Genomic DNA, 17,261 nt, shown 5'->3' with positions numbered 1-17,261 from the left:
GCTTTGTTATTTCAATAATTGCAAATGTGTTTCTTTAAATGAATGCTCAGACTTTAATCCATATCCTAATGTCCGGTCCATGGCGATGTGAGCGGCCCATATCAGTCCAATCATGATGAACGCATCCATCTTTACGATCATGCCAACGATACCAAGCAGCAATGGAAGCAGATAGGTGTGAAAAAAGTTATAAGTAATAGAACCCATTCTCGGATTTACGGAATAGCCCAGCATAGAAAAATCAGGAACAAAGAGTAAAACGAAAAACCACACGATACTAAAATGAAAATGATAAAAATATAGCAGCAATGTAAGAATTAAAAACAGGAGAGATTCTGCCTGTAAGGTCTTCTTCAAATCAATAGCACCTCTTTATTAAATTTTCTTTGCAGCGCCTATCGCTTGATCCATTGCTGCAGCAGGATTCTTCAAAAAGCTCCCATGTCCCGCAGCCAAAACAGACGGCTGATACTGCCTTAGCTTCCGGGCACTATCAAGAGCGGCTGCTTTGTTCCATGTTGCCATCGCCGGAAACGGAAATGACCAGCGAAGCTGCCCGGATACAGCCAGCCCTCCTCTGATTTGAAAGGCATCTCCTGCAATTAGAATATGGTTCCGCTGATCCAAGAATGCCATGGAACCTGGAGTATGGCCCGGAACGGAAATGGCTGACAAGGAACCAATCCTGTCACCATCATTCAATAGAACATCGGCTTTTGTTTTCAATCCCTTTGGCAGACTTCCGCGGATTGGTGAGGACGGTTCCCCCGCATCCATTGTTCGGTCTCCGGCTAAAAGACGGGCATCCCGTTTTGAAATCGCAACAGACACGCCGGGGAACTCTGCTTTCAAAGCGTCCAGTGAGCCAACGTGATCTCCATGGGCATGTGTTAACAAGATATTGTGTAATGGTTTCCCTAGTTCTTTAATGACACGAATAATGTCTTCAGCACTGCTGGCCAATGCGGTATCCACCAGCGTTAAGCTGTCTTCTTCCTCCACTAAAAAGCAATTTACCGGAAACAGAGCTGGAAAGAATGTAATTTGGTGAATGGTTTTTTCTTTTGTGACCTTCATTTTATCTCTCCTTTTAGGTATCCTTTCTTCAATCGTTCCCACTCTTCCCAAGTGATGATGCCGAGCTCGGGTTTGGGCTTCTCGGGGAGCATCGCAAGCAGTTCCAGGGAATGCCCGTCAGGATCCTTGAAATAAATGGACACCGCCGGCATAAAAGAGAAAACATATAAGGTACATGAATCCCCGCCGAAAAAGTTTCGGGATTCTATTCCCCGCTGCTCCAGCCAGGCTGCGGCTTGTTTCAATTCATCTACCTCCGTTCGAAAAGCAAAATGCTGTCGTTGAACATTTGCTGAAGGGTAGTTTTCACGAATGCCAAGCATTGCTTCCCCAGGTTTGCCTACCCAATAAAAGTAAGCTCTCCTTTCAGGGTCATGAAATAACCGCTGCAGACCCAGTACCTTTTCATAAAACTCTGCAGAAACCTCCGCATTGGAAACATTTATGTGTGTTTCAAATAATCCATGGATCATGGCAGACCTCCTGTTTTAATAGCATCGGGCCTTACACTAAGATTTTATGAAAGTTATGTCATAAAACAAAGTGCCTGCTGTCATTAAAAAAGTCATTATTACAGTCGCGTTAAAACTGTTTAAACATCCATTCGATCAGGTGATGGGGGTTCAGCGGTTTCCCGAGGAAAATGCTCAGCCATACCGAGATTCCCAGTGCGTATAAAAAGAGAATGACTTCTGTTCCTTTTTTATTTTTCATTTCTTATGCCACCGCCTAACTTACCATGAGGGAGTCCATTATTCTTTTTAAAGCGTCTTTTTACAAATGTGATCAGAAGAAGAAAAGCCGGGATATAGATACCAAATACAATGTGATACCAAAACGAGTAGTTCTTATCCCAATCCATCGTTTCAATGACATTCGTATGTATGGTCAGGGCCAGGCCCGCTACGAGAATGCTGAGAGGGATGACAATGCCCGTTCGGTTTGGGATGCCGGAAAGGTGGCAGATGGCTATAGTTGCACAATACAAGGCGATCGCAAGCTTAATAAAAATGGAAAACAGCCAGATGATAATGATGGTCGCTTCCATATGTTCAATAAACGAGGCCAACTGGACTTCTTGGATCATGGTGAAAATAGGATAGATAAGATGTGAAGCACGGGTAATACCGATGGTGCCAACCGTAATGAATACCACAAGGCTTAATGCGAGTGCAGTCAATCCTATTCCTAACAAGAATATCCTTTTGCCCCCTTTGTTCGGCGCATAGGAAAATAACATTAACAGCAAGATTGGCTCCACAAAAGGAAAACCGATGATGGAATTTGAGTTCCAAAATGATTGCCAAATCTCCGTATCCAGAATGGGTTTTACTTTGTCCGTATCCCAATCACGAATAAGAACAACGCCGACGAACAGGAACACACTGTACATGATGGGACTCAGAAATTCGCTCAACCTTGAGATAGCATTGATCCCCTTTATAACTGCATACGCAGCGACCAACAGGAACATCATGTGAAACACTGATTTCGGTGTTTTTGGCATCAGTACAACCTGCATAAAATCCCCCAGATTGCGCGTTACCCAGCTTGCGATTTCGATAAAGTACCAGATATATAGCAAGGCAAAGAATATCCCTGCTTTTCCGGCTGACTCCCTGCAAATTTCAATGATGTTCTTTTGGGGATAAAGAGAAGCAAGCCCTAACCAGAGGAGCGCCATCAAAAGCCCCGCCACCCCTCCGATTAATGGCAGCACCCATGCATCTTGTTTGCCTATGGCGATCAGTCCCCCGGGACGGATAAAAAAGGCCGTGCCAAAGGTCACATTGAAGGTTAATAAAAAAAATTGCCACCTTGAAAGTATTGCTTGCTCCATCGTTATCCACCTTTATACGGATTTGTAAGATTACCTACATTACGAATGGCAGAATTCACTTCTGTGCGGACCTGGACTTTTCTCCAGTATCCGCCTTTTTTCCAGTTGTCTTCTCTTTTCATCTTCAATTGTCCCTGAATATCAAACAGGTCCCAGCCTTTTCTTTTACTTTTGTCCACGAGCTCATCGAGGTTTTGCTGGACTTCACGATCAAAGGCTTTTTGCATTTTTTTTAATGTGCTTTGGGTAAGAACCACATTGGCATTGCTGTCATAGATTTGAAGAGCTGCATTCACTCTCAGCTTCATAACCGGTTTGTTTTCTTCCATAACTAATTCTTTATGAATCCTTGGCTTGATCATACTTTTCAGGACGACTTTTTTATTCTCATCATAGTGAACCGCTTTAAAAAATTCTGTGCTTTGACCTTTTGCAAAGTGAAGCAAAGCCGAGTCTTTTCCATTAAGCATACCCACCATTTTTCCGTACTTCATGAGGACGGTGCCGTCCAGCCGGAAATTCCCTTGATTCGCATCAATGTCGTTAAGGCCTTCCATATTACCACGGAGATTTCCACCCGGTATAAGACGGATCATTGGCAGGAAAACGAGGCTTCCCGTCTCCATGCTTTCCGACAGGTCCAATACCTGATTCTTTTCCGACACTTTTCCCGATTGCTTTGACTGCATCTTAATCAGCGAACGAAGATCTACTCCCGGAATACTTTCAAGGGGAGTATAGGTTTTCATGGCCTGCTCTAAAGAATCAGAAGTGACCAGCACTGGAATATTGGACCTGCGATTGGGCTGCCGTTCAATAAAGTTAATAAAATCCTTCAGCCCTTTTTCAGCCAGCCTTTGGGAAACCATGATCCCTTGAATATGATCCGGAAACAAAACTCTTGGGAGGATATCAAAGGCCTCCAGATGGGTAGAAGCAATATCTTTTCTTTTAATGTGATAGGTATAGAGTGGTGCAGCCGTTCCCCCTTTATTACTCGCCAGCCCTTTAGGATTAATCACCTGATAAAATGCGGTATAACGGTTGGAAGCATGGTCATAATCCATTCCCACCATTGTCACAATGGCCAATTGGTTGATTTCAACTTTATCCCAGCAGCCTGTCAGCAAAGAAAATGACAGCATCAAAATGAGCAAGAGCTTGGTATGTCTCATCTTCAACCGTTACCTCCTTTTCCTCTGCAGATGATTCATGCTGGGAAGCTTTTTCAGCCATGGCCATGGCACCCGGATAACGGTATCTTTCAAATCCTTAAAGGACAGGGGCGTTACCGGCGCAAAATAGGGGGTGCCAAATGACTCCAGAGAAACAAGATAAAGCAACGTATAAAGCACTCCGCACAAAATCCCGAACAAACCCATGAACGCCCCCAGGCACATATATCCGTATTGCAATAAGCGCTGGACACTGCTAAAGCTGTACGATGGGGAAACAAAGTTAGAAATCGCGGTCAGCGAAACCACAATGACCATAGCCGGTGAGACCAGCCCGGCTTCCACAGCGGCCTGTCCCAAAACAAGGGCCCCCACAATGGATATTGCCTGCCCGGCCACGCGGGGCATCCTGATTCCCGCCTCACGTATAATTTCAAAAACAATCATCATTAACATCGCTTCCACAAATGCTGGAAAAGGCACACCTTCTCTTTGTGCAGACAAGCTGATCAGCAAGTTTGTCGGAAGAATCGCCTGATGATACGTAGTAATCGCAATATAGAGAGAGGGAATGAACACCGCCAGCATGAATGCGAGTATACGAAGCATGCGCATCAGCGATGAAATAACAGCCTTTTGGTAATAATCCTCAACCGCATTGAAAAACTGAAAAAAAGTGACGGGTGCGATGATACACACCGGTGTGCCTTCTGTAAGCAATACAACTCTTCCCTCTGTTAAATGGGATACGGCAACATCCGGCCGTTCCGTATTCAGAAAAACAGGAAAGGGATTAAACGGCTTGTCTGTGATCAATTCTTCTATGTAGGCACTGTCCAGAAGGCTGTCAATCTTAATCTTCTCAAGCTTATCTTGAAGCTCTTTCACCACCTTCATGTTGGCCGTATCATTTAAGTAGCATAAAAGAAGCTTTGTCTTACTTTTACTTCCTATATAGGATTTAACCACCCGGAATTCTTGCGTCCGGAGACGGCTTCGAACCAGGGATAGATTCGTCATTACATTTTCCGTAAACCCGTCCTTGGGACCACGAACGGAAGGTTCTGTCTGTGGTTCAGCAATGCTTCTTTCCGGAATATCCTCTGCCTCAATCACCAGAAAACCCGCTTCACCATTGATAAATAATAAACAATTGCCCAACAGAAGATAATCCGCACAATCTTTATAGCTTTGTTCAAAGGTGATATCAGACATCGGGATTTCCTTCTGAAAATAAGACATCCCATGCTGCCTCGATTTTTCTGCTTTCTGCTCTGTCATCAGATGTTCGAACACAAAGGTTTCTATACGCTTCACATCGATCAATGTATGTAAAAAAATACAGGTAGCCCACAGCTTTTCTCCAAGAAGAAAGGTGTGTTTAATCAAATCAGGCGGATGACCCAGCCTTGCCGAAAGTGCGGTGAAGAAATCTTCTTGATTAAATGGCGGGGAACCCTGATTTTTCATAAAAACACCTCCAATCCCGGAACGATCAGTATAGTATTTTCTTTTCAAACCGTTATCATACGAAAAATGACCGTTCAGACAGTCAGTCTACCCTGACGATTTGAACGGTCCCTTGTCTTTCATTTTCCTTCATGAATTTCCTTAATACTTTTTCCACGCAAGAAGGAGTGTATGGTTTTAACTTGCGCAACGGTTTCGAAATCGTACTTCTGATACACCTTTTCAACCATTTCGTTAATAGGGAAGATCCAAAGCTGGCGGATTCCTCTTTCAAGTGTCTCTTCCTGAATAAATCGAATGATTTCACCAATCAGGCCTTTTCCTCGAAACTCTTTCAATGTCGCAACACTTTCAATTCGCGCCTGGTCACCATCCGCGAACAGGCAAGCGGCAGAACAAGGAATACCGTCATACCGCAGCAAATAATGGGTGAACGCAGGATGGCTGAATTGTTCCTCAAAGATCTTCTCCACCGTTTCCATACCGCCAAACTCCGGAATACCTGCCTCAATCGTTAAAGCCTCCTGATAGGTTTCTGCTGTTACCACTTCAACCGTAATCCTCTTATCCCGATCTTTGGCCACCGGCTTCCCATTCCATAACTGTACGGTGCTGATCATTTCTTCATAACGGAATTTTCTATCGTTCAGTTCCCTCAATAAGTCTTGCTGCTCCTCGATTTTATAAATATAAAAGCGGGGAACAATGTTTTTATTTTCATAGTAAGATACGACTTCATCCACTATACGCTTCGGATCAGAACACCTGTCACTAAGATGAGCATGATTGGCATCGTAATAGTTGGGCTGGTTTTCATTGCAGAATAAAGCTCCCCAATCTGTATCCTTCCGCTTTGAAAAGGTAGAAAGATAAGCAAAATCCAATTTCAAAATATCCTGTAAATCCAAAAAAATCTCTCCCTTGTATTTCAACATACACTCCTTAATTAAAGCAGACTTTGAATACATTTGTATTAACTGTTAACCAAAATTTTTTCCGCAAACTTAGCATCCTCCAGCAATGGACGGCCGATTGCGATAAAATCAGCCAAATTGTCTTCAATGATTTGATTCATCATGTCTGCATTATGAATATTGCCTACGGCGATGACAGGAACCTCAAGCTCCTGCTTGATTACAGCTGCATACGGAACCTGATATCCGGAATAAATACTTTTTGGCTGAATCGGCAAAATGCCTCCTGCTGAAACATGGACGGCATCGAGAAAAGCTTCCAGCCCTTTAAGGATTTGTGCCACTTCATTAGGCGTGAGGCCACCACTTAAGAAGTCCGAAGCAGAGACCCTGATTTGGACGGGATAATGTGTTCCGACCTCATCTCTGACTGTACTCAAAACCTCTTTCACCAATCTACTGCGGTTCTCCAAAGATCCGCCATATTCGTCTGTACGCTGATTGGAAATGGGAGAAAGAAATTGATGAAGCAAGTATCCATGAGCCGCATGAATTTCAATCCCGTCAAATCCTGCTTGCACACTCCTTCTTGCAGCGAGACGGTATTCTTCTACTGCATTTTTTATATCCAGTGCACTCATTTCATTGGGTGTACCGTAATGATCATCAAATTTTATCGCACTGGGGGCAAGTAAATGTTCAGTCACTTCCGGCCACGACTTTCTTCCCCCATGTGACAACTGTATGAAAATAGGTGTTTCTTCGAAATGAACAGCGTCCACAACTCTTGCAAGAGGCTCAATATGTCTGTCGCTATAAATACCGATATCATCTTTATAAAGCCGGCCATTGGGTGAAACCGCGGTCGATTCTACAATGATTAAGCCAATTCCTCCCGCTCTGGTTTTATAATGCTTAATATGATGGTTTGTAGCATACGCATCTATCGTTCCTCCATTTTGCTGCATAGGAGCCATCATTAAACGATTATTTAAAGTGACTTCTCCGATTGCAAATGGTGTATTGATTATCGCTGGCATTTTTTCTCCCCTCTTACTATCGGTAATCTGTGGAACTGTTCTGAAAAACACTCATTAAAAATCAAGATTATTAACTCTTCGGACAGATAAAACAACAGCAAGCACCCCAGCCAGACCTACGGCACTATAGGATATTGGATTAGCACTGATCGATGAGGAAAGCATTAAAAGTAAAATGATTTCTGATGCAAACAGAGCAGGAGCAGAAAATTTCAATAATCCCACATACATCGGGATTAAAGATGAAAGCCCAAGCAAGACCGCATCCATTACAAGATATAGAGATGGACCAAGCAGATCCGACCAGCGCATCGAACCTTCGATCACATGAAAGAACGGATTGAGTGACAATATGGCCATCAAGAAAAACAAAGTGGAGCCCAAAACAACCAAAACAGTAAAAAGAAATACCATAAGTGCCTTATAAACCAAAACCTGCTTCCTGGAATAAGGATACAAAAACATAAGAGCGATGGTTTTATTCTTGAATTCTTCAATAACGATCCTGGATAGAAAAAGGGCTGAAAAGATGAGCGCCACCGGTCGTATCAAGGCCAGCGATGCCAAAACCATCAAGGAATAACTGGAGAAGATGTGAACGCCTTGCGTCAATTTCACGCCATAAGCGAGCCCTGTCAACCCTCCTGCGATTAAAAGGTTAATCACCAGCAAGCCTGTCATTAAACCACCGATTTTGTGTTTTCTCAATTCCAGCTTCATAAAGCGAATCAATAGTGCTTCCTCCTTTCCTGGCTGCTAATAACGTAATCCTGCAAGGTTAAAGTCATTTAAAATAAACAAAAGAACAATGCTGGAGATGACGAGCAAACTATAGACCGCTTTTTGTATCAGGTGCATACCGTGACTGTTCCAGCATTTTATAAGCAAGTAAATGAGTATCCCGGTAAATACGAACGCAAGCAATGGCATGAGCATAGCGATTTTTAGAATGAGCGGAACTGAAAACGTGAGCTCCCACAGCGTATCAACAGAGCCCGCAGCATACAGAAAACCACTCAGGAATAAAACAAAGGACATCGTCATGGCAAAAGCCGTATGGTCCAAAAGGGAATTGCTTTGGTGTGTGCGTTTGAATAACCTTACGATTTGCTTTGCCAGGAAATACAGGAAGTAAAGCAGGATGGTTCCAGCAGCGGTATATATCACCCAAGCATGATGGCCATAAGAGACAAAATACCATGGCACCTTTTCAAAACGGCCGCCCAGATACGTTACAGCTTCAACGTCTCCTTTTTGGTATTCATCCATCAGTACATAGTCATTGTGATCGCTTTTAAACAGCTTTCCATGATGAGGCCGGAATAATTCCTCTTTGCCTCCCATTGTGAATAGCAATCCCTCCTCCGTCGCTTTTACCTTAAGCGGAGGGGCCAGCAGCAGCTGAAACTTCGTGAATTCCTTTCTCGCATATCGGTTATAAAGATAAGCTCCTTCATATCGCTCAAGCGCCTTTTTGGATACCGTGGTATGGAGCTCTTCCGATTGCTGAACCGGAAAGAACGTTTCATAGAAATCTTGTTCAATCGGCAGCGGTTTACCTATACTCGTATACGAATAAAAGAAAGCAAAATCGTGTTCCGGGCTGATCATTAAATAACTGTGTGTGGCTGCCATGTCTCCGTTATGCTCAAGAAACCGCTGGCCGTCCTGGAGCTTCTCATGAAAGGTGTAGGTGTATCCCGGAATTTTTTCATGGGCCGTAAGCTGTGTTTTATACATTTGTTCATTTGAACGCTTAAAGAGCACGTTACTTTTATGTTGCGCACTTCGTTTATGGGCAAGCATAAATCGAGCCATATCCTGGCCGGTTGATGTGATGCTCGCAGCCGGAAAAACATTGTTGTCATAAAGCGGAAGCGGTTTATACTGCCCGCCCTTCAAGGCGTACTCCTTTGCCAAATGCGGAATCCGGTCTGAAGTTAAATAGGGTCTGCTGGTTTTCATGCCTAAAGGACGAAGAACTTTCCTTTGCATCAAATCTGCATACGGGTTGTCCGCAGCTTCCTGAAGAACATAAGCTGCTAACGATATTCCGTAATTGCTGTATGAGATGACTTTTCCAGGGGGATAAACCCGGTCTGGCACTTCATTCTTAACATAGGATCCCAGCTTCTGGCGATTTTTGTATGATGCTTCTGCAAACCCATTTAAATCATCATCAAAGCCTGCAGAATGGGTTAGCAGATGGTGCAAAGTGATCGGCTGCCTGTACGTTTGTGGAATCTGAAAGGACGATAAATACTGATTAATATCCTTATCTAAATCCACTTTCCCTTCCTCTGCGAGCTGCATCGCGACTGTTCCGAGGAAAAGTTTGCTTACCGATCCAATGCGGAAGGATGTCTGAATCGGATCCACCGGTTCTTGCCCTGGCACGTCGGCATATCCAAATCCTTTGTTGTAAATCACGTTGTTCCCATGAACAAATGTAAATACCGCACCGGTCACACCGTTCTTTTTCCTTTCGGTGTCTGAAAAATACTGCTCTGCAAACTTTCCGATGTTCCCTTCATGAAACACGGGTCTCTCACGTGATGCATAGGCAGGAGTCACCGATGTAATAAGCAGGATAACGGCTAATAACGAAACTAAAAGTATGATCTTTTTAGGCATGATGAATCATCCTATTCCATAAAATTAGTATTTATCTGTTCCTATCGTAAGATGCTAAGATGCCTTGCACTACAAATTTTATGGAAGGAATGTCATATAACAAAGTGTCTGCTGTCATGAAAAAAGTAATCACTTCTTGAAGTCATGAAAAAGAGCCGCTTAGCGATTGACTATGCGGCTCCAGCCAGCTTCCAAGAAACTAATAAAGATGACATGCGACTTCCCGGCCATAAACTTGCTTAAGGGCCGGCCTTTTTGTTTTACAAATTTCTGCTGCAAATTCACAGCGGGGATGAAACTTACAGCCTGCAGGCGGGCTGGATGGAGAAGGAATTTCTCCCTTCAGTATGATTCTTTCCTTCCGTTCATCAGGGTCTTTTCTGGGAATGGAAGAAATGAGTGCTTTCGTATATGGATGAAGCGGATCCCTGAATAGTTCTTCACTGTCTGCTAATTCCACGACCTCTCCCAAATACATCACCGCAACCCGGTGAGCAATATGCTCAACGACTCCCAGATCATGCGAGATAAAGACATACGACAGGTCAAGTTCTTCCTGCAGATCCTGAAGCAAATTGATAATCTGCGATTGAACAGAAACGTCCAGGGCGGAGACCGGCTCATCTGCCACAATCACCTTTGGCCTTAATATAATGGCTCTTGCAATCCCGATTCGCTGCTTCTGGCCACCTGAAAATTCATGGGGATATCGTGAAAGATGGTCCTCGTTCAGTCCGACAAGTTTAATGGTAGAGGTCAGCAGCTCCTGCCATTGGGCCTTTGGTATTTTATGCGAAATAAGCGGCTCAGCCATGATTTCGCCAATGGTCATTTTCGGATTCATGGAATCCATGGGGTCCTGAAACACCATCTGCACCTGTTTCCGGAAAGCTTTAAGCTCGCTTTTCGTGAAGTGAGTAATGTCTTTCCCTTCAAAGATCACTTCACCATGTGACGGCTCAATAAGGCGCAGCAGGCATCGTCCTGTTGTGGATTTACCACAGCCCGACTCTCCCACAATGCCAAGCGTCTCCCCCTCATGAAGGACCAGATTGACTCCATTTATGGCATGAACAAACGAAGGCGGAGCAAAAACCGCTTTTTTTAATTTGAATCTCTTCTCAAGGTCTTTTACTTCCAGAAGCTTGGTTTTCATTGAACAGCCTCCTTGCTTCCGTACAGCCAGCACCTGCAAGTCGTGTTCTTGTCCAGCTTGGATAAAGAAGGCTGTGACCTCCTGCAAACGTCCAATACATATTCACATCGGTCCGCAAAGCGGCAACCGCTTGAAAATTGTCCAGGCAGCGGGACCTGTCCCGGTATGGAGTTAAGGCGTTTATTTTCATTGGAAACCAAGGAAGCGGAATGCACCAGCCCCTTTGCATAAGGATGCTTGGGAGAACGCAGTAATGTTCTCGTATCCGCTGTCTCAACCACTTGCCCGGCATACATAACCACCACACGGTCACACATCTCAGCCACAACACCAAGGTCATGGGTAATAAGGATAATGGACATATTGAGTTCCTTCTGCAGTCCTTTCAGCAAATCCAATACCTGTGCCTGAATCGTTACATCCAATGCAGTCGTTGGTTCATCAGCAATTAAGACAGCAGGATTACAGGCAATTGCCATCGCAATCATCACCCTTTGTTTCATCCCTCCAGATAACCGATGGGGATATTCCCGGTAAATTTCCTCCGCACGGGGAATTCCCACTTTTTTTAATAACCCGATTACCTTTAACTTCCGTTCAGCTCCACTTGCCTCTTCGTGGATTTCAATCATTTCCCCGATCTGTTTACCGATCGTGAGAATGGGATTAAGGGAAGACATAGGGTCTTGAAAAATCATGGAAATATCACGTCCGCGAATCCCCCTCATGGCTTTCTCGCTTTGTTCAAGAAGATTCATATCGTTAAACTGGATGACACCCGATGATTCCCCTTTTTTGCCCAACAGTTGAAGGATGGACAAAGAGGTTACGCTCTTTCCACAGCCGGATTCACCCACGATTCCTAAAATTTCTCCCTTTCCCAGCTCAAAATCAACACCGTCCACTACGGTCGTATCTCCATGTTTGCCTGAGAACGTGGTAGAAAGTCCTTTCACCTTTAAAATAGATGGCATATCGTTTCTCCCTCTCTAAAAAAAACACGTAAAAAACTAATTCACTGATTTAGGATCAAAGATATCCCGGAGGACGTCACCAAAATCATTAATGACAAAAACAACGACCGTAATGGCAATTCCGGGAAATGTGGCAAGCCACCAGGCTTCATATATATAATTTTTCCCCTCACTCAGCATCGTTCCCCACTCAGGTGCAGGAGGCTGCGCACCGAGGCCGATAAAGCTTAATGCTGCTGTGTCCAGGATCGCTCCCCCAATAAATAGGGTCGTGTACACAACAAGAACCCCTGTAATATTGGGAAGAAATTGCCTCATAATGATCCAGGAATGTGAACTCCCAATCGAACGGCTTGCCTCAATATAACCAGAAGATTTTATCGTCAGAGCCGCACTCCGGGTAAGTCTTGCAAAGCTCGGTATCGAAGAAACCCCAACCGCAATCATCGCGTTTGTTAAACTTGGCCCAAGCACAGCAACAATGGCAAGAGCAAGGATAATACTCGGCAGTGCCAGCAGAATGTCCATAATTCTCATCAAAATATTATCGACAATCCCGCCTACATAAGCGCTGATCAAACCAAGCAAAGTCCCTGCAACAAAGGTAATGCCGGCAGCCAGAATGGAGACGGTTAGCGTCACCCGGGTACCATATAACAAACGGGAAAGAACATCTCTTCCCAAGGCATCCGTTCCTAATAAATGTTCTTTGCCCGGCGCTTGCAGAAGGGCATCGTAAAAGGGCTTGTTGGGATCAAACGGAGCAATCATTGGCCCGAATATTCCCATCACCAGGAAAAGAAATAGGAAAATCAGATGATACTTTGCCCGTTTATGATTCCATACTTTCCAAAACATACTGACCTTCAGCTTCTTCTGAACAAGGGCCGGATTCTTTTCTTCTTTCATAAGCGGCGCATGAAGTGATTGTGTAACCTCTTTTAATCTAGCCACCTATTTCCCTCCCTTTGCACTTAACTCCACGCGTGGATCAATCACTGTATAAAGGAAATCAACCAGAATATTGATGGTGACATATACGACCCCCATGAACAAAATGGTTCCCTGAATTAGGGGAAAATCCCTTGTTGAAATGGCTCCAATGGCCAGCGTTCCAAGTCCAGGCCAGTTAAACACCTGTTCAATAATCACCGTACCGCCTAAAAGAGCCGCCATCTGTAAGCCGATGACCGTGACAACAGGAATGAGGGCATTCCTTAAGGCGTGACGGATTAAAATCATTCGTTCCGCCAGACCCTTGGCTCTGGCTGTCCTGACAAAATCATTGGATAATATTTCAACCAGCCCGTTGCGTGTCAGCCGGCTGATCATCGTTGAAGCCAGGACCCCTAACGTCATGGCAGGCAAAATCAAATCCCGGATGCCCGTCCCTTGGGCGATCGGAAGCCATCCAAGCTTTACCGAAAACAGCATAATAACAACCAGGGCCAGCCAAAAGCCCGGAATAGAAACCCCCAGCGTAGCAAAAGTCATGGACAATTTATCAATGAAGGATCCTTTATATTGAGCAGAAATAACCCCGACGGATATACCCAATACCGTAGCAATCAGGATACCGGCAGCTGCCAGTTTCATCGTTTCAGGGAATCGTTCCAATATTTCTGTCAGTACAGGTCTGCCTGTTTTAATGGATGTACCCAGATCCCCCTGCAAGGTATTGACAACATAATCCTTGTATTGAACCATCAGGGGCTGATCAAGCCCCAGATAGGTGGTCAGCCTCGCTACTTCTTCATTGGTTGCATTTTGGCCAAGAAGCATCCTGACGGGATCTCCAGGAATAAGGTGAATCAAGAAGAAGGAAAAGATAGAAATTCCTATGATGACAATAATGCCCGAGAAGATTCGATTCAACAGGTAGGTCATTTTTTCACCCAGCTGTCATGGAATAGAAGCGTAGTTTGTGATTGTTTAAGGCCATGCACTCTCTTATTGCTTACGAAGAACATTTTTTCAACATAAATTGGAGCCCAATACGCCTCTTCTACAATAATCTTTTGGGCCTCTGCATAGATCTTTTTGCGCTCTTCAGAGTCGAGTGTCGCCCTTCCCTTTTCCAATAACGCATCCAGCTCTTTATTCTTGGCGCGAGAGTGATTAAAACCGCCAAGCTGGCTTGAATGGAACAGCATGAAAAGAATGTCCGGGTCAGGGTAAGAGTAACCAAGGAAGGTAAGTTCATAATCTCCCTTTGATACTTTCTCGCTCAATGCTCCCGCTTCAAAGGATTGAATCTTTATTCCGATTCCCGCCTCTTTGAACATTGCCTGAACAATTTGAGCCGGCTGATTCCACTGGCCACTGGAAGACAATTCAAAACTTAGTTCTTTACCGTCCTTTTCCAGCATACCTTTACTGTTTTTCTTCCAACCGGAGCTTTTAAGCAGTTTTACTGCTTCATCTTTATTGTATTGATATCCATACTTTTCAATATTTTTGTCGTACCCAAAAATGTTTGATGATATCGGACCGTATGCTGGATTCCCTTCGCCTTGAAGGACCGCTTTTATGATGGAATCCTTGTTGATCAGCATATTTAATGCTTTTCTCACCTTAATATCTTTTAAAATCTCATTTTCCGTATTCATTTCAATCGTTAAGCCCATGCCTTGCCGATCAAACTCAAAGACGTTAAATTGGGGATTTGCACTATACCTCTTGGCATCCTTTGGAAGCAAGTTGGCAGCAATATCAATCGACCCGCTGTCCAATGCCGAAAGCATGGTTTGATAATCCTTTATGAACTTGTATACCAGTTCATCAGGGTACGCACTCCCTTTATTGCTGAAGTAATATTTGCTCCATTTATAGTCCTCATTCTTTGCAAGAGTAATGGATTGGCCATTCTTCCATTCTTTAAACTTCCATGGCCCAACCCCGACCGGATTTCTTCCATATTTATCTCCATGCGTATCTATCGCCTTTTTAGATAAAGGCTGCATGAAACCTTCTATCGCCAAATTTGAGAGAACCGGGGCTGTCGGAGCAGCAAGCTCAATGATTAAAGTTGCATCATCTGGAGCTTTAATGGATTTAACACCTGCTAAAAGGTTTTTAACCACCGTGGCTCCTGTTTTTGGATCCAGCAAACGATCAAAGGTTTCTTTATACGCTTTCGCTGTAAACGGGGTACCGTCATGAAATTTGATCCCTTCTCTCAGCTTAAAGGTGATTTTCTTTCCATCCTCCGAAATGCTGTAGCTTTCAGCTAAATGCGGTTTCAGTTCTAATGTTTTGGGGTCAAATACTAACAGAGAACCCCCAATTTGAGTACCGATGTCATCAACAATGCTCATCGATGTTTTATGCACATCCATAGTATCCGGCTCCTGCGTATATCCGATAGAAATCGTCCCCCCATTTTGAGGAGTTCCCGCTTCCTTGGCACTGTTTTGTTTATCTTTATTCTTAGAAGTAGCCTCATTGGAGCTGCAAGCAGATACAAATAACATTGAAACAATAGCGATGACGGTTAACAGCATTCTTCCCATTCTTTTCTCAAACATCATGCTTCCCCCTCTTCTACTTTTGGAATTTGTCTCAATCCGAAGGCAATACGGTGAATTTGTTGATTTTCATTTCGTATGAATTGAAGTGTTTTTTTAAATTCCCTGCTCTTATAAAGGAAGGTGTCATTACCAACTGGTGTAAGAAGGAATGGTTTTCCTTCTGAGCCATAGAGCAGGCCTTCCTCATCCACATAAAAAGTGACCCTCGTCCCTTCTGCAGAAGCAAATTCTCCTTCATATTCTTTTAATTCTTCAACCGTTAAAGAAACTTCACCGAGCCTTATATCAACATCCTCTATGTCTCGCTCAAGATAACTGGCAAAAGCACTGAAAAGCAGCTTATCTGCCGGTACACCTAACAGGTTAGCCAGCGAGACTGCAGTCAGCTTCAATTCGGGTATGGTCCCGATAATTGAAGACCCTCCCTTGATTGCCCCGCCATGTTCAATCAGCTTATAGCCAAAAAAATCAGGGTGTATCATTACTCCATATCCATAAAACAAATCATGTCCGCATTTCATGTAAGGTGTCGTCATCCGTTCTACGCTCTCAGGAGTCAGGATTTGAGCGTTGCCAATCCTTCCTCCTGTGTGAAACAGATCAGAAAATTTCAGCATATCCCTTGCCGTGGATTTAAGAAAGCCGCCCGATCTCATTGCTGGAGCATCCCACGGTATGTTGGATTCAACTACAATGTTCTCTTCGTCTTTCTTATGCAATTCATATAAAACGGCAATATCCTCATAATCCTTTAATTCTTCATAATGAAAGACGGAGTGCTGCATACCGGCCGGCTCCAGAATAGAGCTTTTTACATAGTGCTCATATTTGATTCCACTCGTCCGTTCTACTATGGCACCCAAAAGCGCATAGCCATCATTGGAATAGCTGAATTGTGCTCCGGGCGGGCCAAGCAATGTGAAGGTGTCATTTGAAATAGCATCCAATAGTTCACTGTACGTTTCAATTTCAGGGAATTTTTCCAGGAACGTTACTAATGAATTCTCCTTCCTGCTATCTACTTCAGGATTCATTGCTATCAGCAAGCTCTTTTTCATCGCCCCATACAAGGTAGAGAGCGGAGGCAGTCCCGAGGAGTGAGTAAGAAGATGGTGAATCGTCATTTCTTTTGTTCTTTCTTTGTCCGGAGTCCTGAATTCCGGCAAATAATTGATTACCGGATCATGCAATGAAAGCTTTCCTTGTTCATGGAGCTGAAGAATGGCCACCGCTGTTACTTGCTTTGTTACCGAACCGATAGAAAATACAGTGTCCTTGGATAGAGGGAGTTCATTCGAGGTATTCCTGAAACCAATACCTTTTTCATAAATTAGTTTTTCGTCCTTTCCCAAGGCAATAAAAATTCCCGGGATTTGATACTTTTTCGCCACCTCCGCAGCATACTGTTCAAATCCAGATGAAACAGCCAGCGCATTGCCCAAACTCCACAC

Annotated in this window: 17 protein-coding genes; all 17 read right to left on the bottom strand. The window is 43.9% G+C overall.

What is annotated here, in order from left to right; genetic code table 11:
- Positions 1-6 precede the first annotated feature (6 nt).
- The 17 genes from QYB97_RS06195 to QYB97_RS06115 all read right to left on the bottom strand — a co-directional run bounded on the left by QYB97_RS06195 (position 7) and on the right by QYB97_RS06115 (position 17,252).
- Positions 7-357 (bottom strand): DUF4260 domain-containing protein, encoded by a 351-nt coding sequence (locus QYB97_RS06195; RefSeq protein WP_301165108.1) that lies wholly within the window; start codon positions 355-357, stop codon positions 7-9.
- Between the two features lie 18 nt (positions 358-375).
- Positions 376-1,077: an MBL fold metallo-hydrolase gene (locus tag QYB97_RS06190; RefSeq protein ID WP_301165107.1), complete on the bottom strand. Its 702-nt coding sequence runs from the start codon at positions 1,075-1,077 to the stop codon at positions 376-378.
- Entirely contained in the window at positions 1,074-1,550 is a 477-nt protein-coding gene (locus tag QYB97_RS06185) for a VOC family protein (protein ID WP_301165106.1), read from the bottom strand. Before QYB97_RS06185 ends, QYB97_RS06190 begins: the two co-directional genes overlap by 4 nt.
- Before the next feature lie 109 nt (positions 1,551-1,659).
- Positions 1,660-1,791, bottom strand: coding sequence for a hypothetical protein (locus QYB97_RS06180; RefSeq protein WP_301165105.1), 132 nt, complete (start codon positions 1,789-1,791; stop codon positions 1,660-1,662).
- Entirely contained in the window at positions 1,781-2,917 is a 1,137-nt protein-coding gene (locus tag QYB97_RS06175; RefSeq protein ID WP_301165104.1) for a GerAB/ArcD/ProY family transporter, read from the bottom strand. The genes QYB97_RS06180 and QYB97_RS06175 overlap by 11 nt, the downstream gene beginning before the upstream one ends.
- Before the next feature lie 2 nt (positions 2,918-2,919).
- Positions 2,920-4,092 (bottom strand): Ger(x)C family spore germination protein, encoded by a 1,173-nt coding sequence (locus tag QYB97_RS06170; protein ID WP_301165304.1) that lies wholly within the window; start codon positions 4,090-4,092, stop codon positions 2,920-2,922.
- 9 nt (positions 4,093-4,101) lie between these two features.
- The gene (locus tag QYB97_RS06165; protein WP_301165103.1) at positions 4,102-5,562 is read right to left on the bottom strand and encodes a spore germination protein; all 1,461 of its coding nucleotides are present in this window, start codon (positions 5,560-5,562) and stop codon (positions 4,102-4,104) included.
- 119 nt (positions 5,563-5,681) lie between these two features.
- Positions 5,682-6,470, bottom strand: coding sequence for a GNAT family N-acetyltransferase (locus tag QYB97_RS06160; RefSeq protein ID WP_301165102.1), 789 nt, complete (start codon positions 6,468-6,470; stop codon positions 5,682-5,684).
- 65 nt (positions 6,471-6,535) lie between these two features.
- Positions 6,536-7,516, bottom strand: a complete 981-nt coding sequence (locus QYB97_RS06155) for an oxidoreductase (protein ID WP_301165101.1) — start codon at positions 7,514-7,516, stop codon at positions 6,536-6,538.
- Positions 7,517-7,570: 54 nt separating this feature from the next.
- Entirely contained in the window at positions 7,571-8,248 is a 678-nt protein-coding gene (locus QYB97_RS06150) for a hypothetical protein (RefSeq protein WP_301165100.1), read from the bottom strand.
- Between the two features lie 24 nt (positions 8,249-8,272).
- Positions 8,273-10,150 carry a serine hydrolase domain-containing protein gene (locus QYB97_RS06145; RefSeq protein WP_301165099.1) on the bottom strand — a complete coding sequence of 626 codons (1,878 nt, stop codon included), beginning with the start codon at positions 10,148-10,150 and terminating at the stop codon, positions 8,273-8,275.
- A 199-nt stretch (positions 10,151-10,349) separates the two neighbouring features.
- Complete coding sequence (locus tag QYB97_RS06140; protein WP_301165098.1) at positions 10,350-11,306, bottom strand: ABC transporter ATP-binding protein; 957 nt, start codon at positions 11,304-11,306, stop codon at positions 10,350-10,352.
- On the bottom strand, positions 11,303-12,280 hold the full coding sequence (locus QYB97_RS06135) for an ABC transporter ATP-binding protein (RefSeq protein WP_301165097.1): 978 nt from the start codon (positions 12,278-12,280) through the stop codon (positions 11,303-11,305). Before QYB97_RS06135 ends, QYB97_RS06140 begins: the two co-directional genes overlap by 4 nt.
- A 36-nt stretch (positions 12,281-12,316) precedes the next feature.
- Entirely contained in the window at positions 12,317-13,189 is an 873-nt protein-coding gene (locus tag QYB97_RS06130; RefSeq protein ID WP_425589768.1) for an ABC transporter permease, read from the bottom strand.
- A gap of 45 nt (positions 13,190-13,234) precedes the next feature.
- Positions 13,235-14,167, bottom strand: a complete 933-nt coding sequence (gene nikB, locus QYB97_RS06125; RefSeq protein ID WP_301165096.1) for a nickel ABC transporter permease — start codon at positions 14,165-14,167, stop codon at positions 13,235-13,237.
- On the bottom strand, positions 14,164-15,810 hold the full coding sequence (locus QYB97_RS06120) for an ABC transporter substrate-binding protein (protein WP_301165095.1): 1,647 nt from the start codon (positions 15,808-15,810) through the stop codon (positions 14,164-14,166). The genes nikB and QYB97_RS06120 overlap by 4 nt, the downstream gene beginning before the upstream one ends.
- The gene (locus QYB97_RS06115) at positions 15,807-17,252 is read right to left on the bottom strand and encodes a serine hydrolase domain-containing protein (protein WP_301165094.1); all 1,446 of its coding nucleotides are present in this window, start codon (positions 17,250-17,252) and stop codon (positions 15,807-15,809) included. Before QYB97_RS06115 ends, QYB97_RS06120 begins: the two co-directional genes overlap by 4 nt.
- Between the last annotated feature and the right edge of the window lie 9 nt (positions 17,253-17,261).

The organism is Fictibacillus fluitans (genome assembly GCF_030418125.1).
In the GTDB taxonomy this organism is placed as follows: Bacteria; Bacillota; Bacilli; order Bacillales; family Fictibacillaceae; genus Fictibacillus_C; species Fictibacillus_C fluitans.
This window is presented reverse-complemented; position numbering and strand designations above follow the sequence as displayed.